The sequence below is a fragment of the Micropruina sp. genome, assembly GCF_047602385.1.
Classification (GTDB): Bacteria; Actinomycetota; Actinomycetes; order Propionibacteriales; family Propionibacteriaceae; genus Micropruina.
In genome coordinates this window covers 508,745-527,374 of the sequence record NZ_JASGHL010000005.1, presented here as the reverse complement: position 1 = coordinate 527,374, position 18,630 = coordinate 508,745, and the positions used below count along the sequence as shown (strand labels likewise).

Here is an 18,630-nt window from a genome sequence, read left to right as displayed (position 1 = left end):
CATGTCCGAGGTCGATGCCTTCTGCGCGGCTTTCCCGAAGGCCTACCTGGCCTTCCACCGCCGGGACGGACGCCGGAGCGGACTGACCAACGCGTCCCGCGCGGTGCTCACCCACCTGGCCGGCTCCGGGCCGATCACCATCGGTGAGGCGTCCCGGCACCTGGATCGTGCCCAGTCGGTGGTGAGCGAGATCGTCAGCCAGCTGGAGGGCCACGGTCTGCTGGAACGCGAACCCGACCCGGCCGACCGCCGGCGGACGCTGGTCTGGCTCACCGATGCCGGCCTGGCCCGGCTGCGGCAGGACTCCGATGTGCTGGACCGCGCCCTGGTCGCCGAGGCGATGGACCGCCTGGACACCACCACCCGCCGCGGACTGATCGACGGCCTGCATGCCCTGGTCGCCGCGGCCCGACGAAAGGAACAACCATGACCGCCCAGACCGTGTCCTGCGAGAGCTGCGGCATGCCGATCGAAACCGGCCACTACTGCGCCTACTGCACCGACGCCGACGGCAACCTGCAGGACTTCGACACCCGCTTCGCCGCTATGGTCGGCTGGCAGCGCCGCCGCCACCCCGACCAGCCGCAGGCCACCATCGAAGAGCAGACCCGCGCCTACATGGCGACCCTGCCGGCCTGGCGCGATCACCCCCGACTGGCGGGCGCGTCCGGCGCGTGAGGTTCCCAGCGTCGAGGGCTTCAGGGGTGATCGGGGCGGCCCGGGTCTGACAGGCTGGAGTCATGGCCCGATCCGATGTGCTGATCACTCCCGACGAACTCGACGATGTGCTGGCCGATGTCGATCTGCTGGACGTCCGCTGGCGGCTCGGCGAACCGGCCGGTGCCGGTCGCGAGCGCTACCTCGGCGCTCACCTGCCCGGCGCCCGCTTCCTCGACCTGGAGGACGTGCTGACCCGGCACGGCGAGCCGAGCGATGGGCGCCACCCACTCCCCGACGTGGACACCCTGGCCCACGGGCTGGGGCGACTCGGCGTGGACGGCACCCGTCCGGTGGTGGTCTACGACGAGGCGGGCTCGTTCGCCGCTGCCCGGGCTTGGTGGGTGTTGCGCTGGGCGGGGCTGGACGTCCGGGTCCTGGACGGCGGCGTCGACGCCTGGACGGCCCGCAACCGCCCGATGACCAGCGGTGACACCCAGGTCGAGCCGGTGCTGCTGCAACTGACCACCGGGAGCTTGCCGACGATCGACGCCGACGGGGCCGCCGGGTATGCCGGCACCTTGATGGACGCCCGGGCACCCGAGCGGTATCGCGGCGAGACCGAGCCGATCGACCCGGTCGCCGGACACATCCCCGGCGCGATCAACCAGCCGGTCAGCGACTTCTTCGCCGCCGACGGACGGCTGCCGAGCCAGGACCGCCTGACCGAACTGCTCGACCACCCCGGACCGCTGGCCGCCTACTGCGGGTCGGGTGTGAGCGCCGCCCAGCTCGTCCTGGCCGGAGCCAGCATCGACCGGCCGGTTGCCCTCTATCCGGGGTCGTGGTCGGCCTGGAGCAACGACCCGGCACGTCCGGTAGCGACCGGGGAACCCGGTGCGGCATGACCCATCCGACCACGGCGCGCACCCTGCTCGGCAACATTGAGGCCAACCTGCGTGGCGTCCGGGCCCGGGTCGGTGACCGGCTGGTGCTCGCCGCGGTGAAGGCCAATGCCTACGGCCACGGCGCGGCCGCCGTGGCCGCCATGATCGAGCGGCGCAGGGTGGCCGACTGGCTCGGGGTGGCGACCGTCGACGAGGGACGCCAGCTGCGCAAGGCCGGAGTCACGCTGCCGATCCTGAAGTTCTCGCCGACCCGCGGCGAAGCCGAGATCGGCCGGGCACTGGCGTCCGCGCTCACCCTGAGCGTGGTTGACGAGGCGTCGGTGCGGGAGACGTCTCGGGTGGCCGGGATGGTCGGCCTGACCGGGGTGGACGTCCATCTCAAGGTCGACACCGGGATGCGCCGGGTGGGCGTCGAGCCCGCCCAGGCGCCCGCGCTGGCGGCCCGGATCGCCGACGAGGGCCTGCGGCTGCAGGGATTGTTCAGCCATCTCCCGATCTCGGACACCCCGGACGGCGCCGCCTTCACCCGCGCCCAAGCCGACGTCTTCGCGTCCACGGCAGCCGCCGTCGAGGCGGCCGCCGGCCCGGTCGAACTGAAGCACCTGGCCAACTCGGGCGGCGTGCTCGGCCATCCGGAGACCTGGTTCGACCTGGTCCGGCCGGGCATCATGATCTATGGCAGCCTGCCGGACCCGGACGCCGAACGTACCGTCGAGCTGCGCCCCGGGCTCGAGCTGACCACCGCGGTCTCCTTCGTGAAACCCGTAGCCGCAGGCGAAACCGTGGGGTACGGCCGAACCTGGACGGCGCCGCGGGACAGCTGGATCGCCACCATTCCGGTTGGCTACGGCGACGGCTACTCGCGATTGCTGTCCAACCGTGGCCGGGTGCTGATCGGCGGCAACTCCTACCCGATCGCCGGCCGGGTCTGCATGGACCAAACCATGATCGACCTCGGGCCCGACCCGGTCGCCGAGGTCGGCGACGAGGTGGTATTGATCGGACGCCGCGGCGATGCGGAGATCACCGTCGCCGAGGTCGCCGACCTGATGGGCACCATTCCCTACGAGGTGACCTGCCTGATCACCGGGCGAGTGACCCGGGACTACGCCTGACCAGGGCGCCGGCGCCGCGATCAGATGTCGAGGCGTGCGCGGTTTCCTCGACCACGCTCGCGAGCCGGTCGAGGCTGCCGGTGAGGAAATCCCGAGAATCCAGCACTCGATAGCCAGAAGTGGGCGACACGCCGGTGCCGCGGCAATCGACCAGTGGATGCTCGGGATTGGTCGCGCCCGCCAGGCTGGGCGATGGACGCCAGATCTGGAACCTCGGCGCCGCCCGACACCGCGGTTCAGCGAAGCGGCGGTGCCGTGGTGCTGGCCCGGACGACGAGCCGGGCGGGGATCATCGCGGTGACCGGCTCCGAGGCGGAGCCCCCGGACCTCAGCTGCTGCAGCAGCACGCGGACGAGGTTCTCGCCCATCGCCTCGAAGTCCTGGTGCACGGTCGTCAACGGCGGCCACAGGTAGCCGCCGAGGATGTCGTCGAAGCCAACCACCGACACGTCGGCGGGGACCCGGCGTCCGGCCTCGTGCAGGGCCCGCAGCAGCCCGGCAGCCATCTCGTCGTTGGCGACGAACACCGCCGTCACCTCCGGGTCGGCGGCGATGCGGCGGCCGACCTCGTACCCGGAGGCATGCGTCCAGTCTCCGTGGAACGGCTCGATCACCTCACGACCGGCAGCCTGAAGCGTCTTGCGCCATTCCTCTTCGCGCTCGCGGGCCTGCAATGAGCTCTGCGGTCCGGCGAGCAGCCGGACGGTGCGGTGACCGAGTCCGAGCAGGTGAGCCACCGCCAGGTGGGCGCCGCCGCGCTGGTCGAAGCCGACCGAAGGGTGCAGCAGGTCGCGGCTGTCGGCGGCGACCACCGGCAGGTGCCCGGGGACGCGCATCCGTTCGACGTCGGCGGTCTCCAGGCTCAACAGCACCAGGCCGGCGATGTCGTGTCCGAGGTGTTGCAGGGCGCGGTTCATGTCACCGACGTCCTCGCTGGTGGCATCGAGCAGGGTGACCGCATAGCCGTGCCGATGTGCCGTCCGGGCAACCGCCTCCATGATCCGAGCTTCGCCGGTCCTCGCCAGGTGGTGGACGGCCACGCCGAGCGTTTCCAGGGCACCGGAGCGGAGCGCCCGGGCCGCCTGGCTGGGGGCGTATCCCAGCTTGGCCATCGCCTCCGTCACCCGGTCCCGGGTTTCCGGGCGCACGTTGGTGGCGCCGTTCACCACCCGGGACACCGTCTGCGGGGACACCCCGGCGAGGGTTGCGACATCCTGCGCGCGGACTCGACGTGTCGTCCGCATGTCCTGCACCGTGGTCACCTTTCGATCCCGGCCACCAGCCCTTGGTCCCGGCCGCCGATGATATCGGCGGCGTCACCGCAGGCTCGGGCGACCGCTCGTCCGGGCCTAGTCTCGCGCACCGGGCAGACAGTCGGAAAGGCGGGCGACGAAGGGTCGGGTCAGGGCAGCTGGGCGGCGTCGGGGACACGCTCGGGACGTCCGGTGTCCGGCAGGGTCACCGTGCCGCGCGCCACCACGCCGGCACCGAACGTCCAATCGCCCTGGACGCGCAACTGGTCGGCCTGTGCCAGGGACGGCGGACCGGCCGGGAAGCGAGCTTCGAAACCCGCGATCGTCCGGTAGTGCCGAGGATCCAGGTCGACCTGCGGGGCCCGCCCCGCCGCGAGCCGCGGCACCGCGTCCTCGCCCATCTGGTACACATCGGAGCGCAGCAACAGCAGGTCGTTGGTGGTCTTCACCGGCAGGAACCGGTCCCGGCCGACGGCGATGGCCGTGGCGCCGGGGAAGGTTTCGATCGCGGCGCCGAGAGCCGTCTCGAGCTGGTAGACCCGCGGCGATGTCGGGTCGGTGGGGTCGAGTGTCTTCTCGTTGCGGATCAGCGGCAGCCCGAGGACGCCGCCCCGTTCGGTGAGAGCCCGGTGCAGGGCCTCCAGGTCGAACCAGAGGTTGTTCGTGTGGGTGTAGGGGTGCCGCTCGCCGTCGGTGAAGTAGCGCATCTCGTCGGACGCGGTTTGTGCGGTCTCGCGCAGGATCAGCTGACGATCCCGCTTCCGGATGACCAGATGCCCGCCCTTGACGTCGGCCGGCGTCCGCAGGCAGATCTCGGCCGCATACGGCGCGCCACTGGCCGCGAACCAGGCCGCGATCCGGCCGTCCGGGGCCGCGCCCAGGTTGTCGCTGTTCGCCGATGCCGCGTAGCGGTAGCCCAGATCGAGGAAGCGCTCGAGCAGGCCGCTGCCGAGCAGCGCCGGATAGATGTCCCCGTGACCGGGCGGGCACCACTCCAGCGCTGGATTGGACGGCCAGATGGCCGGCATCAGACCATCGGCCAGGATCTTCGGCTCGGCGTTCTGCAGGAAGTCCAGCGGTAGGCCGTCGACCGGTAGATCGGGGTAGCCGGCCAAGGCCTCCAGGCTGTCGCGGTGGGTGCGATAGGAGTTCATCAGCACCAGCGGCAGCCGGGCGCCGGTGGTTGCCCGGGTGTGCCGCACCTGCCGGACGATCAGGTCCAGGAAGGACTTGCCGTCGCGAACGGTGAGCAGGGACTTCGCGCGATCCATTCCCATCGACGTGCCAAGGCCGCCGTTGAGCCGCAGCAGCACCGTCTTGTCGAGGGCCTCGGCTCGTTCCCGCGGGCCGGTCTCGACGTCGGCCAGCTGCGCGACGTCGGTCAGCGGCTCCACCTCGGCCTCCCTGATCAGGCCGGTCGCACCTCTCTCGAGTTCCCGGTAGTAGTGGGTGAAAACGGTGATCGCGGTCTCGTCGACAGCGGCGGCGCGCATCTTCTCCTGCGCCTTCAGCAGACCTTGCTCACTCATCGGCAGCCTCCCTTCAGGTGGTCTCTGCGTTCAGGGTTCGAGCAGGCACTCGCCGGGCGCAGACGGCGTCGACAGGTGGACGACGGGCTCGGGCAGCCCGCGGTCCAGGGCTTCGCGGCGCACCGCCCGCGCGACGGCGGAGGCGTCCGCGACGCGCACCAAAGCGATGGCGCTGCCGCCGAAGCCGCCGCCCGTCATCCGGGCCCCCAGCGCGCCGGCGGCCCGGGCCGCTTCGACCACCACGTCGAGTTCGGTGCAACTCACCTCGTAGTCGTCGCGCAGCGACTCGTGCGAGGCGTTCATCAGCGCGCCCGCGCCCTGCCAGTCGCCGGCACCGGCGGCGGCCACGAAGTCGCGGACCCGCTGGATCTCGGTGAGGACATGGCGGACGCGGCGCCGGACCACCTCGTCGTCGAGGGCCGCGAGTGCGGCCTCGGCGTCGGGGACCTCGCGCAGCGTCGCCACCCCGAGCGTTCTGGCGGCGCTCTCACAGCTGGCCCGGCGGGCGCCGTACTGGCCGTCGGCCAGCGAGTGGCTGGCCCGGGTGTCGATCACCAGCAGCTCCAGCCCGGCGCTGTCCAGGTCGAACGGGACCTGCTCGACGGTGCCGTCCAGGCAGTCCAGCAGCAGGGCGTGTCCGGCCTGCGAGCGCAGTGAGGCCGCCTGGTCCATGCCGCCGGTCGGTGCGCCGGCAACCTCGTTCTCGGCGCGGACGCACACGCCGGCCAGCCAGGCGCGGGCGGAGTCGTCGGCGTCCTGGCGGCGTCCGGCGAGGTGGGCCAGGCCGAGCCCGACGGCACACTCGACCGCGGCCGACGAGGACAGCCCCGCGCCGAGCGGAACACAGGACGCGATCGCAGCGTCGAAGCCGGGCACGTCCACGCCGGCGTCCCGCAGTGCCCACGCCGGGCCCCCGCAGTAGGCGACCCAGTCGGTCACCGTGCCCGGCGCAATCTCGCTGAGTTCCCCCGACCAGGTCCGGCCGTCGGCCAGCCCGGTCGTCAGCCGGGCACGCCCGTCGTCCCGGCGGGACATTGCGACGTAGGTCCGATGGGGCAGGGCGATCGGCAGGCAGAGTCCGCCGTTGTAGTCGGTGTGCTCACCGATCAGGTTCACCCGTCCGGGCGAGGCCCAGACCCCTTGTGGTTCCGCTCCGAACGCTTCGCCGAACATCTCCCGGACGGTCTCGACTCCAGTGCCATCGCTCCACGCCCGCTGCCATTCGCTCATGCGACTCCCTTGTCGTGGCCCGCTTCGTTCCGCGCCGCCGAACCAGCGGCAGCGCAGGAATGTTTGCGTAAACAGTTTGTGCTCAATCACCTTGACACAGGCTCTGTCGTCCGTCAACATCGAGCTGTGTCACCCAATGGTGACGCAAACATCGACCTCCCAGCGGAGCGAGGGCGACACCATCCAGCGCTGGAATGGTGACGCAATCATCGAACGTCTCTCGGCTGGGCACATCCAATCGAAAGAGGAACTCCGTGGAGACGCTGCTCCGGGCGAACGCCATCGACTACGTCATCCTGGCCACCTACTTCATCTTCGTTCTCGGGATCGGCTTCATGGCGAAGCGCCAGGTGTCCGGCTCCTTGGACTTCTTCCTGTCCGGGCGGTCGCTGCCGGCCTGGGTGACCGGCCTGGCTTTCGTCTCGGCCAACCTCGGTGCCGTCGAGATCATGGGCATGTCCGCCACCGGTGCCGAGATCGGTCTGCCGACCGTGCACTACTTCTGGATCGGCGCCATCCCCGCGATGCTGTTCCTCGGCGTCGTCATGATGCCGTTCTACTACGGCTCGAAGGTCCGCTCGGTGCCCGAGTTCATGCTCCGCCGGTTCGGGGTCGGTGCGCACCTGGTGAATGCGATCTCGTTCGCCCTCGCCCAGCTGCTGATCGCCGGCATCAACCTGTACCTGTTGGGCAACATCGTGCACGCCCTGCTCGGCTGGCCGCTGTGGGTGGCCCTGATCGTCGCCGCGGTGGTGGTGCTGTCCTACATCAGCTTCGGCGGCCTGTCCGCGGCGATCTACAACGAGGTGCTGCAGTTCTTCGTGATCGTGGCGTCGTTGCTGCCGCTGGTGCTGCTCGGCCTGCACCAGGCCGGGGGCTGGCAGGGCATGGTCGACAAGATCACCGCGGCCGCGGCGGCGGCACCGCCGGACGCCGGCGTCCCGCCGGCAGCAGAACAGCTCAACTCCTGGCCCGGCCAGGCACTGTCCGGTTTCGACAATCCGGTGCTGTCGGTGGTGGGAATCGTGTTCGGCCTGGGCTTCGTGCTCTCCTTCGGCTACTGGACGACCAACTTCGTCGAGGTGCAGCGCGCCATGGCGTCGGAGTCGATGTCGGCGGCACGCAAGACCCCGATCATCGGCGCGTTCCCGAAGATGTTCGTGCCCTTCCTGACCATCGTTCCGGGCATGCTCGCCGGGGTGCTGGTGGTCGAGATCGGGCAGCTCAAGGCGGGCGGCTCCCCGGCCGGCGGAGCCTCGGGCGAGGGCGTGACCTACAACGACGCGCTGCTGCTGCTGATGCGTGACCTGCTGCCGAACGGGCTCGTCGGCCTGGCGATCACCGGCCTGCTGGCGGCCTTCATGGCCGGCATGGCGGCCAACGTGTCGGCGTTCAACACGGTGTTCAGCGTGGACATCTGGCAGCGCTACGTGGTCAAGGACCGCGACGACGCCTACTACGTCCGGATGGGCCGGATCGCCACCTTCGTGGCGACCGGAGTGGCGATCTTCACCGCGCTGATCGCGGCCGGGTTCCGCAACATCATGGACTACCTGCAGACCCTCTTCGGCTTCTTCAACGCCCCGCTGTTCGCCACCTTCATCCTGGGCATGTTCTGGAAGCGGATGACCCCGGCGGCCGGTTGGATCGGGCTGGTGGCGGGCACCTGCAGCGCGATCTTCACCTGGCTGCTCAACCAGTGGGGAGTGTTCGACCTGCCTGGGCAGGGAACCGCCTTCCTGGCCGCCTCGATCGGCTTCCTGGTCGACATCGTGGTCAGCATCGCCGTGTCGTTGGTCAGCAAGCCCAAGCCGGCCGAGCTGTTGGTGGGTTTGGTGTACTCCGAGACGCCGAAGGAACACCTGGTCGACCCGGCGGAGAAGGCGATGCCCTGGTACCGCCGCACCGTCCCGCTGGCGGGGGTAGCCCTGGTCATGGTGATCGCCCTCAACTTCGTCTTCTAGCCTCCAGTCTTGACAGAAAGGGAACCGACTATGTCCCCCAACACCGCCCCGAACACCACGAGCAAGGGCGCCGGGCTCTACGACATCCGCAACTTCATCGGGCTGCTGCTGCTCATCTACGGCGTGGTGCTGACCGCCATGGGGTTGTTCGCCGACCCCGAACTGGACAAGACCGGCGGGATCAATGCGAATCTGATCACTGGACTGTGCCTGCTGGTGGCAGGCGGAGTGTTCATGGCGTGGGCCAGACTGAAGCCGGTGGTGGTGGACACCTCGGCGTCGGCACCGGGCGCTGGGCACTGAGTCCCGAATCGGCACCACCTAGGCGAACTCGATAGGAAGAGGTTCTTGAAATGCGCGTTCTGGTAACCGGCGGCGCGGGCTACATCGGCTCGCACACCACGGTGGAACTCCTGGGTCAGGGCCATCAGGTCCTGGTGCTGGACGATCTGTCCAACAGTTCGGAGGAGTCGCTGCGCAGGGTCGCCGAGTTGGCCGGCCGGCCGGCGGACTTCGTCCAGGCCAACGTCGGGGACGCCGCCGAGCTCGACGCTGCCTTCACCAGCTTCCGGCCCGACGCGGTGATTCACTTCGCCGGCCGCAAGGCGGTCGGCGAGTCCACCCGGCTGCCGTTGCTCTACTACCGCGAGAACGTGGCGGCCACGGTGACACTGCTCGAGACGATGGCCGCCCACGGCTGTCACCAGATCGTTTTCAGCAGCTCGGCGACGGTCTACGGCAGCGCCTCCGAACCACCGTTCACCGAGGACGCGCCGACCGGGGCGACGAACCCGTACGGACACACCAAACACATGATCGAGCAGATCCTCGCCGACGCGGCCGCCGCCGATCCGTCCCTGAGCGTGGCGGTGCTGCGCTACTTCAACCCGATCGGTGCCCATGAGTCGGGCCGGATCGGTGAGGACCCGAAGGGCATCCCGAACAACCTGCTGCCCTTCGTGGCCCAGGTCGCGGCCGGCCGCCGCACCGGCCTGCAGGTGTTCGGCAACGACTATCCGACGCCCGACGGCACCGGGCTGCGCGACTACATCCACGTGGTCGACGTGGCTCAGGGGCATCTCGCCGCGCTCGCCCGGCTGGCGGACGGTGCCGGCTGCCAGACCTGGAACCTCGGCACCGGTCGCCCGTTCTCGGTGCTCGAGGTCATCTCGGCCTACGAGGCGGCGTCCGGCGTCAGGATTCCGTACCAGATCGTCGACCGCCGGCCCGGTGACGTGGCCGCCTCCTACGCCGACGTCAGCAAGGCCGGCCGGGAGCTCGATTGGACGGCGCACCGGAGCCTCGAGCAGGCCTGCGCGGACACCGTTCGCTGGCAGGCCGCGAATCCGGACGGCTACGCCCAGTAGCCGTCGCTGTGCCGTTCAGCCGGACGCGGGATGACACCCGCAGGAGGTGCGGATGATCAGTTGCGTCGGGAACAGCCGGAACAGCTCGTCGGGGCCGTCCTCGGTGATCAGCCGAAAAGCTTCGGCGGCGATTTCGGCCACCGGCTGCCGGGCAACCGTCAGCGGCGGCCAGGTGTACTCCGACTCGACGGTCCCGTCGAAGCTGACGACGGCGACATCGTCCGGGACCCGGACGCCCGACTCATGCAACGCCCGGAGTACCCCGACGGCCTGCTGGTCGGACGACGCGAACACCGCCTGGGGCTCTTTTCCGAGCATCCGCATCATCGCGTCGTAGCCGCCGTCGCGACCGAAGGAACCGCGAGCGATCGGGCCCTCGGGTAGTCCGTGCCGCCGCTGGACGTCGCGCCAGCCGAGTTCCCGCGGGTCGGCAAGGCCGCTTGGATCCTCGCCGATGACCAGGCCGATCCGGGTCAGGCCGTGCGTCGTGACCAGGTGTTCGACGAGTTCGTCGGCGCCTCGGCGGAGATCCGAACCGACGGTGCGCCGGCCGGGGATCGGCACGCTGGTGTCGAGGAGAACGCACGGGACGTCGGCCCGGATATTCACGAATGGATCGCGATTGGCCGCGTCGCTGCGGACGATGATCCCTTCGACCTGCTGGCTGAGAAGTCGCTCGATCATCTTGTCGCCCTGGCGCTGCCGGCCCATGGTGCTGCCCATCAACACCGACCGGTTGGTATCGGCCGCAAGGCGCTGAATTTCGAGGCCCAACTCGGCGAAGAACGGATTGTTGGACGAGGGAAGAACCAGCCCGATGATGTCGCTGACCCCGCGGCGCAGTGCGCGGGCACTGCCGTTGGGCCGGTAGCCCAGAACCTCGATCGCCTGCCGGACTCGCGCCGCGGTCGCCGCTGCCACCGGACGCGGGCCGTCATTGACCACATAGCTCACCACCGCGCTGCTGACCCCGGCATATCGGGCGACGTCGGTACGAGTGACGACCCCATTTCGCGAACCGACCGCCATGTCGATTCCCCCTCCCTCAACAGTGGCCCCGTGCATCTCGGCACCGAGTCGGAGCCAGGCTATTGCGATAAGGCACGCCGCCCGAAATCTACCGGTGCGATACGCGGCTCCCCGAAGCAGTCCGCCGAACCCGGCGACCGAATGGCACGGCCCGGGTCAGTGGACGGCCTCCGCCAGATAGAGCGTCACCGTATCCGGGAGTGCCGGGGCGTGGCTGAGCCCGACCGAGCCCAACGCCGCGCCGGTCAACTCGACTCCGAAGGAGTCGGTCGGCTGCAACGGGGTCCGCCTGCCAAAGCTCAAGTGGTCGAGGAGATGAGTCTGCTCACCGGTCACGCCCCACCACGACGGTGGTTCGACCAGCGGCGCATACTCGAGCATCAGCGGTGACACGCGGTACCGGCGGGCGGGGTCCAGTCCGGGCAGCCGGATGCGGCCGCGCAGCACGACTGCCGGCCGCCCGACCTCCGCGAACGAGTAGATCGCCCTGCTGCGGTCCGGAGCGATCACGCCGTGGCCGCTGTTGGTCTCGTCCGGATCGTCGACGCGGATCACGTCGCCGCCCAACAGAAGCGGCCGGTACTTCTTGTGGAACGCGATCCACTTGCCGAGGGCGTCCAGTTCGTCGACGCTGGCCCTGGTCAGATCCCACTCGATGCCGAGATGGCCGAACACCGCGGTCGCCGCCCGGAAGTTGAGGCTGTGGGCGCGCCCGGTCGTGTGCGATACGCCCGACGCGATGTGCGATCCGAGCAACTCCGGCGGCAGCAGCTGTTGCGTCCAGCGATTCATCTGCTGGCGCTCCAACGGGTCGATGCAGTCGGACACCCACACACGGTCGGTGCGCTGCATCACCTCGAGATCGACGCGTCCGCCACCCGAGGCGCAGGACTCGATCTCAAGTCCCGGGTGGGCTGACTTGAGTTCGTCGATCAGGCGATAGAAGGCGAGAGTCTGATCGTGCACACCGGGGCGTCCCGTGGGCGCGGTTCCGGCATCGATCAGGTCACGGTTGTGGTCCCACTTGATGTACGCGATGTGGTATTCATCGAGGATCGCCATCATTGCGTCGCGAATGTAGGCATAGCACTCGGGAATGCCCAGATTGATGACCTGCTGGTAGCGGGATTCGATCGGCCAGCGACCTCCGGTCGCCATCACCCATTCCGGGTGCTCCCGCGCGACGTCGGAGTCGGCGTTGATCATCTCGGGTTCGAACCACAGGCCGAACTGCATGCCCAGGTCGTTGACCCGATTGATCAGCGGATGAAGGCCGTTCGGCCAGATGTCAGGAGACACGTGCCAGTCGCCAAGCCCTGCTCGGTCGTCACGTCGCCGGCCGAACCAGCCGTCGTCGAGGACGAACCGCTCGACGCCGACAGAGGCCGCGGCCTCGGCCAATGCGATCAGCTTGGAGAGGTTGTGGTCGAAGTAGACGGCCTCCCACACGTTGAGGGTGACCGGCCGGTCCACTGAGGGGTGGCCGGGCCGGGACCGCAGGTAGGCGTGGAATCGCGCCGCGACCGCGTCCAGGCCGGTTCCATGTGCGCCGTACAGCCACGGCGTCGTGTAGCTCTCATCGAGGCCGAGGATCACCTCGCCGGGCAGCAGCAGTTCGCCGCCGCCGATCAGCTGATCACCGGTGTACAGGCGTTCGGCGTAGTGGACATGGTTTCCGCTCCACGCGGTGTGGACCGCCCAGACCTCACCGGAAGCGAAGTTGAACCCGCGGGTTCCCGCATGCAGCACGTAGGCGGAGTCCGGCCCGGTACGACCCTTGCGGTTCTCGCGCAGGTGCGTGCCGACGGTGAACTCGCGACGCTGCGGGACTCGCTCCTTGGTCCAGCGGCCGGCCATGTCGAGGAGCTCAGTCGCGAGTTGCGGCACCGGATAGGCCAGCACCAGATCGTGGACGTGGTAAGGCTCGTCGACGAGGTTGCTCACCGTGGCCCTGCTGCGCAGCAGCCCGCTCGAGGTCAGTTCGATCGTCAGGGTGAGGGCGAGGCCGGCGTCGCGATCGACGGCGTCCACCTCCACCACCCCTGCGCCGAGCTCGATCAGTTCGCTGCCAGTGGCGTGGCCGTTGGCTCGCAATGCGGTCGTGGTGAACTGTGGTGACCAGTCCCGTCCGCTACGCGATCCGCTGAGCCCGGGCCTGCCGACCCACCCCGTCCAGTGCTCCGGCAGGATCGCCAGGCGCGCCGGTTCGTCGACGAGGTTGGAGACCACCGGTGGCACCGCCGCACGGATCATCGCCCGCACGTCCCGCAGTGAGAGTGCACCGATGTCCTGTCCCCAATGCAGGATGGCTGGAAGCCTGCCGAGGGTGGCGTCCAGGACGACACACACCCCGGCGGAGCGCAGTACGGCACAGGTGTCGACGGTCACGCCGAGTCCTTTCGACTGAATCGTTTCTAGGTGCGGACACAAGTTGCGGTGCCCGGTCCCCCTCGGCCGGCCGGTTCGGCTCGGCGAGGGCGGCTGGGCGGACCGTCGGAGCCCTCCCGAGGAGATGGCGCCGCATAGCCGCCCCTCGCCAGGCCTCATTCGTCGAGGCGGGCCAGCTGCAAATCTACACGTGCAGTCGCGTCGGCGGCAAGGTGAAATGGAGCCGCACGAGCCTCGCTGGGGAGGGGATTGTCGGGCGTAGTCTACTCGTGTAATGTCCCAGCCAGCATGCCGCGCCAGCGCGCTGGCAGCGGCGTCGAAACTCAAGGAGGAGATCGAATATGAGTGAAGTTCCAAGCCAGCCGGGACGGGTGGTGTCGCGGCGAGGCTTTCTGGGAGCTGCCGCAGTCGCCGGCCTCGGGGCGACCGGAGCGAGCGTGCTGCTCGCCGGTTGTAGCTCCGGAGCGCCGAAGGCGGCGCCCAGCGGCGGTCCCGGCGGTGCGACCGGGCCGGTGACCTGGGCGTCCTACGCCAATCCCGGCGAGGCTGAGGCCTATCGGCGGGTCTCTGAGGAGTACACCAAGAAGTACGGCAACAAGATCACCTGGCAACAGGTGGTCGGCGACTATCAGACCAAGATCCTCACCCAGCTCGCGGGCGGGGCGGCGCCGGATGCGTTCTATGTCGGCGACGGGTCGATGGCACCGATGATCACCAGCGGCAAGCTGGAGCCGCTGGACGACTTCCTGGCATCTGCCGACTCGCCCCTGAAGCTTTCCGACGTGCACCCGGGCCTGCTCGAGTGGTGCAAGAGCAAAACCGACGGCAAGCTCTACGGCGTTCCGGTGGACTGCAACCCCAAGGTCTTCTGGTTCAACAAGGGTTTGCTGCAGCAGGCCGGGGTCACCACCGACCCCGCGGCGGCTTTCGCGGCCGGCACCTGGAACCGTGACGCCCTGGACGACCTGCTCACCAAGGTGAAGGCCACGGGCAAGCGTGGCATGGTGGTCGAGGCCGGTTGGTTCGACTGGATGTCGTTGATCACCACCTTCGGCGGCAAGATCGCCAACGAGGACGGCTCGAAGATGATCTTCGACACCGACCCGAAGGCCCTCGAAACGCTGGAGTGGCTGTTCGACCACTTCAAGGCCGAGACCATCACCTACGGCGGGTCGCTGCCCAAGGGCCAGGGCGTCGATGCCCTGTTCCTCAGCGGGCAGATGGCGACCAGCCAGTACGGCCGCTGGATCTTGCCGAACCTGCGCAAGCTGAAGAACATGCAGTACGACGTTGTACCGATGCCCTCTCCTGACGGCAAGACCGTCATGCCGGTCGCCGTCTACTGCGCGGCCATGTCGGTCAACGCCGGGGCGAAGGACAAGCAGGCCGCGCTGATGTTCGCCGGTCGCTACGTGAACGCCGACGGTCAGCGGATGCGCCTCGCGGGTGGCGGCAACGCGGTGCCTTCGGTGAAGGGCCTGGACGACGTGGTGCTCGAGGGTGGGGTGCCGGCCAACGCGAAGGTCTTCAATGAGATCGCGGCCAAGGGCTGGTCGATCCCGCTGCCGATCGCCCGGAGCGCCAAGGTGTCCACCAACATCGGCACCCAGGCGGACACCCTGATCAAGGGCGGGGCCAGCGCCAAGGAGTTCGCCACCAAGATGGCCGCGTTCATCAACGCGGGCGGCTAGGCCGATGACGACGACCACCTCCAGTGCGCCTGGGAAAACCGGGGTGGACGCGGCCGGCAAGCAGCGAGCCAACAGGGCACAGCGCAAAGACACCATCTTCGCGTTCAGCTTCCTGGCGCCGCAGCTGCTGGGCTTGATCGTTTTCCTGCTCGGTCCGCTGGTCTTCGCGTTCGCGCTGGCCTTCATGAAGTGGGACGGATTCGGCACCCAGGAATTCGTCGGCCTGGGCAACCTGCAGTGGGTGTTCACTGACCCGCAGATGCTCACCTCACTGGCGAACACACTGTGGTTCACGGTCCTGCAGGTGCCGGGGCTGCTGGTCTCGGGCTTCATGGCCGCCCTGCTGCTTCAGGTCACCCGGAAGGCAAGGAACTTCTATCGGGTGTTCTACTTCGCACCGGTGATCACCTCAAGCGTTGCGGTCTCGGCGATCTGGCTATGGCTGCTCAACCCCGAGTTGTCGCCGATCAACCCGGTCTTCAAGGCGGTCGGCATCACCCCACCGGACTGGCTGCAGAATCCGACCACGATCATCCCGGTGCTGGTGTTCGTGAGCATCTGGCAGGGCATGGGCTACCAGATGGTCATGTTCATGGCCGGCCTGGAGAACGTGCCCGGTTCGCTGATGGAAGCCGCCGACATCGACGGAGCATCGCAACTCCAGAAGCTGTTCAGGATCACCATTCCACTGCTGTCGCCGACCATCCTGTTCCTGTCGATCACCACCATCATCGGCTCGTTCCAGGTGTTCGACTACATCTACGTGTTCTACGACACCACCGCCCCGGCAAGTGCCCGGACGATTGTGTACGAGATCGTTCAGATCACGTTCAAGGAACTCGACTTCGGGCGCGGCGCGGCCATCGCTCTGGTGCTGTTCCTGATCCTATTGGCGGTGACCGGTCTTCAGATGGTCGCCCAGAAGAGATGGGTGCACTACACAGAATGACTACTGTCCAGAATGAAGTACCCGTTCGCGCAGTCGCGACGACCGCGAGCGAGAACGAGAAACCAGAAAAGAGGAAGCCGTTCCGGCCTTCCCGCATCGTCTTGCACATCGTGGTCAGCCTCGGCGCACTCGGGATGGGCCTGCCCTTCCTCTGGATGCTGCTTTCCGCGTTCAAACCGCTGGACGAGATCTTCGTCACCGAGCCGAAGCTGTTCCCGGCCCAGCCGACGATGGACAACTTCGCAACCGCCTTCGGCACCGGGAGCTTTCTCTCGGCATTGCTGAACAGCATCTACATCGCGGCGATCATCACCGCGGTGTCGCTGGTCACCTGCGCCATGGCGGCCTACGTGTTCGCCCGGCTCAAGTTCCCCGGCCACAACATCATCTTCGGCGTGTTCCTCGCCACCATGATGGTGCCCGGCCAGCTGACCGTCATTCCGCTGTACATCATCATGGGCTGGTTCGGGCTGGTCGACACCCACCTGGCGCTGATCCTGCCGCCGGCGATGTTCAGCGCGTTCGGCGTGTTCATGCTGCGTCAGTATGTCCGTGGCATCCCGGTCGAACTGGAAGAGGCTGCCGCCATCGACGGGGCCAGCCGGGTGAAGATCTTCTTCACGATGATCCTGCCGCTGCTACGCACCCCGATGGTGGCGCTGGGCATCTTCACCTTCCTGGGTCAGTGGAACAACTTCTTCACGCCGCTGATCTTCCTCAACAGCTCCGAGTTGTTCACCCTGCCGATGTGGGTCAACCAGTTCAAGGGCCAGTACAACTCCGACTGGGGTGGCCTGATGGCCGCGACCTCGCTGGTGGCGCTCCCGATCCTGATCATCTTCATCTTCGCCCAGCGACAGATCGTCGAGGGGATCGCCCTGCAGGGTTCGAAGACCTGAGGAAGCCCTGGTCGAGCTTGTCGAGACCCCTCTGGCAACGGGTCTCGACAAGCTCAACCAGCGAAACTCAGCATTGACCAGCGCTTCCCTAACCTCCGGCAGCCAGTGCCCCCGCCTCGCGGGGGCGCTGCCTTTCGGCCGGCCCGGGCGGCAGGAAGATTGTCCCAGGCTTGCGCCGGGCAGCCGTGCTGTTGATCGAACGAACGTGCTGTGGTTACGAGTCGAAGTAGCGGATCAGCTGCTCGACCGGCATATCGAACGCCCTGTCACGCCAATAGTGGGTCCGATCCTGATCGTTGATCTTCCGAACCGGGCGACATGGCGTTCCGACCGCGACAACGTTCTCCGGGAGGTCACGGGTGACAACACTTCCGGCGCCGACCACCGTGTTGTCCCCGATCGATATTCCTGGAAGGACCTGGACGCCGGAGCCGAGCCAGACGTTATTGCCGATCCTGATGGGAAGGTTGAACTGGGCAGAGCGCACACGCAATTGAGGAAGTATCGGGTGGCCGGCCGTTGTCAAAGTGACGTTCGGCCCGAACATGACGTCATCACCCACGTAGATCGGTCCATCATCGACCAGGACGAGATTGAAGTTGGCGTAGACGCGGTTTCCCAGGTGGACGTTCGCGCCTCCCCAGTTGGCGTGGAACGGAGGCTCGATGTAGCATCCGTCGCCGACCCTGGCAAACATCTCCTTGAGAAGGCGGGAGCGTTCGGCCAGTTCGGACGGCCGTGTCGCGTTGTAGTCGTAGAGCAATTCGAGCGCCGCACCCTGTTTGTCAGCAAGCGTCATGTCGGCAGGGTCATAGATGAGACCGGATTTCATTCGTGCCGCATTGTCCACGGGCCTATTGTCGCACATTCCCTCTATTCGACGGCACCGGAGGTTGGTGAGGAGTCGGCGCCGAGCACTTCGCGGTGGATGTCACGGTCGTGGACACCCTTGGCGATCAGCGCATCACGGATCTGCCGCATGAACTGCGGCGGCCCGCAGAGGAACACGGTGGCGTTGGTCGGCAGGTCGATGTCGGTCAGATCCATCAGGCCGGTGCGGGCCGGCCGCAGCGTCGGTGCGCTGGCGGCGTCTCGTTCGTACCAGGCCTGGGTGTGGACGTTGGTCATCGTCAGCGCGTGCCTGCGCAGCGTGTCGTAGAGCGCGTGGCGCTCGTGGGAATGGTCGGCATGCAGCAGCCAGACCTCGCGGTCGGGCTGACGCCGGGCGACGTCCTCGACGATCGCTGCCATCGGGGTCACGCCGATTCCGGCAGAGATCAGCACCAGCGGGCCGTCGGAGTCGTCCAGCACGAGTTCGCCGCGCGGTTCCGAAAGGTCCAGGACGGCCCCGGGGAGGGCGGTCTGGTGCAACCAGCTCGACACCTGCCCGCCCGGTTTCCCGCTGCCCCGCGTCCGCTTGACGGTGATCCGGAACGACTTCCCGTTCGGACCCGACGAGATGGTGTACTGCCGGGGTAGGCGCTCGCCGTCCGGCATGTCGACGGCGATAGTGACGTACTGACCGGTCTGATGCTCCGGCAGCGCGCCCGCAACCGGTGCCAGCAGCAGCGAGAACGCGTCCACATTCTCCTCGGTGCGTTCGATCACCCGGTACGCCCGCCAGGCCTGCTCGTCGGTACCACCCGTCATG

The 18,630-nt window shown here is 68.1% G+C and carries 17 protein-coding genes; 10 read left to right on the top strand and 7 right to left on the bottom strand.

All coding sequences use genetic code 11. From position 1 onward, the window contains the following. The first annotated feature begins 1 nt into the window (after position 1). From QM711_RS17940 to alr, 4 genes are all read left to right on the top strand, one after another. Complete coding sequence (locus QM711_RS17940; RefSeq protein ID WP_415101850.1) at positions 2–430, top strand: MarR family winged helix-turn-helix transcriptional regulator; 429 nt, start codon at positions 2–4, stop codon at positions 428–430. Continuing rightward, positions 427–678, top strand: coding sequence for a zinc ribbon domain-containing protein (locus tag QM711_RS17935; protein WP_415101848.1), 252 nt, complete (start codon positions 427–429; stop codon positions 676–678). Before QM711_RS17940 ends, QM711_RS17935 begins: the two co-directional genes overlap by 4 nt. Positions 679–740: 62 nt before the next feature. After that, positions 741–1,565 carry a sulfurtransferase gene (locus QM711_RS17930; RefSeq protein WP_415101846.1) on the top strand — a complete coding sequence of 275 codons (825 nt, stop codon included), beginning with the start codon at positions 741–743 and terminating at the stop codon, positions 1,563–1,565. Then, positions 1,562–2,680: an alanine racemase gene (gene alr, locus QM711_RS17925; RefSeq protein ID WP_415101844.1), complete on the top strand. Its 1,119-nt coding sequence runs from the start codon at positions 1,562–1,564 to the stop codon at positions 2,678–2,680. Before QM711_RS17930 ends, alr begins: the two co-directional genes overlap by 4 nt. A gap of 236 nt (positions 2,681–2,916) precedes the next feature. Here alr and QM711_RS17920 read toward each other — a convergent pair whose 3' ends face one another. The 3 genes from QM711_RS17920 to galK all read right to left on the bottom strand — a co-directional run bounded on the left by QM711_RS17920 (position 2,917) and on the right by galK (position 6,692). Next, complete coding sequence (locus tag QM711_RS17920) at positions 2,917–3,924, bottom strand: LacI family DNA-binding transcriptional regulator (protein ID WP_415101842.1); 1,008 nt, start codon at positions 3,922–3,924, stop codon at positions 2,917–2,919. 158 nt (positions 3,925–4,082) lie between these two features. Continuing rightward, the gene (locus QM711_RS17915) at positions 4,083–5,462 is read right to left on the bottom strand and encodes a UTP--glucose-1-phosphate uridylyltransferase (RefSeq protein WP_415101840.1); all 1,380 of its coding nucleotides are present in this window, start codon (positions 5,460–5,462) and stop codon (positions 4,083–4,085) included. A gap of 30 nt (positions 5,463–5,492) precedes the next feature. Further along, a complete protein-coding gene (gene galK / locus QM711_RS17910) occupies positions 5,493–6,692 on the bottom strand; it encodes a galactokinase (protein ID WP_415101838.1) in 1,200 nt (399 codons plus the stop codon). Between the two features lie 254 nt (positions 6,693–6,946). Here galK and QM711_RS17905 point away from each other — a divergent pair, with 254 nt between their 5' ends. The 3 genes from QM711_RS17905 to galE are packed head-to-tail and all read left to right on the top strand — an operon-like array spanning position 6,947 to position 10,023. Then, on the top strand, positions 6,947–8,656 hold the full coding sequence (locus QM711_RS17905) for a sodium:solute symporter family protein (RefSeq protein WP_415101836.1): 1,710 nt from the start codon (positions 6,947–6,949) through the stop codon (positions 8,654–8,656). 30 nt (positions 8,657–8,686) lie between these two features. Then, complete coding sequence (locus QM711_RS17900) at positions 8,687–8,959, top strand: hypothetical protein (RefSeq protein WP_415101834.1); 273 nt, start codon at positions 8,687–8,689, stop codon at positions 8,957–8,959. A gap of 50 nt (positions 8,960–9,009) precedes the next feature. Beyond that, positions 9,010–10,023 (top strand): UDP-glucose 4-epimerase GalE, encoded by a 1,014-nt coding sequence (gene galE / locus QM711_RS17895; RefSeq protein ID WP_415101832.1) that lies wholly within the window; start codon positions 9,010–9,012, stop codon positions 10,021–10,023. Positions 10,024–10,038: 15 nt separating this feature from the next. Here the strand turns inward: galE and QM711_RS17890 are convergent, their stop codons facing one another. Then, positions 10,039–11,052: a LacI family DNA-binding transcriptional regulator gene (locus tag QM711_RS17890; RefSeq protein WP_415101830.1), complete on the bottom strand. Its 1,014-nt coding sequence runs from the start codon at positions 11,050–11,052 to the stop codon at positions 10,039–10,041. A gap of 156 nt (positions 11,053–11,208) precedes the next feature. Next, positions 11,209–13,440: an alpha-galactosidase gene (locus QM711_RS17885; RefSeq protein ID WP_415101828.1), complete on the bottom strand. Its 2,232-nt coding sequence runs from the start codon at positions 13,438–13,440 to the stop codon at positions 11,209–11,211. Positions 13,441–13,781: 341 nt separating this feature from the next. Between QM711_RS17885 and QM711_RS17880 the strand changes: the two genes are divergently transcribed. The 3 genes from QM711_RS17880 to QM711_RS17870 all read left to right on the top strand — a co-directional run bounded on the left by QM711_RS17880 (position 13,782) and on the right by QM711_RS17870 (position 16,979). Next, positions 13,782–15,131, top strand: coding sequence for an ABC transporter substrate-binding protein (locus QM711_RS17880; RefSeq protein ID WP_415101826.1), 1,350 nt, complete (start codon positions 13,782–13,784; stop codon positions 15,129–15,131). A 4-nt stretch (positions 15,132–15,135) separates the two neighbouring features. Continuing rightward, positions 15,136–16,080 (top strand): carbohydrate ABC transporter permease, encoded by a 945-nt coding sequence (locus QM711_RS17875; protein ID WP_415101824.1) that lies wholly within the window; start codon positions 15,136–15,138, stop codon positions 16,078–16,080. 134 nt (positions 16,081–16,214) lie between these two features. Beyond that, positions 16,215–16,979, top strand: a complete 765-nt coding sequence (locus QM711_RS17870) for a carbohydrate ABC transporter permease (protein WP_415101822.1) — start codon at positions 16,215–16,217, stop codon at positions 16,977–16,979. A 214-nt stretch (positions 16,980–17,193) separates the two neighbouring features. Here QM711_RS17870 and QM711_RS17865 read toward each other — a convergent pair whose 3' ends face one another. Further along, positions 17,194–17,829, bottom strand: a complete 636-nt coding sequence (locus tag QM711_RS17865) for a sugar O-acetyltransferase (RefSeq protein WP_415101820.1) — start codon at positions 17,827–17,829, stop codon at positions 17,194–17,196. Between the two features lie 23 nt (positions 17,830–17,852). Further along, positions 17,853–18,629: an FAD-binding oxidoreductase gene (locus QM711_RS17860; protein ID WP_415101818.1), complete on the bottom strand. Its 777-nt coding sequence runs from the start codon at positions 18,627–18,629 to the stop codon at positions 17,853–17,855. Position 18,630: the final 1 nt, after the last annotated feature.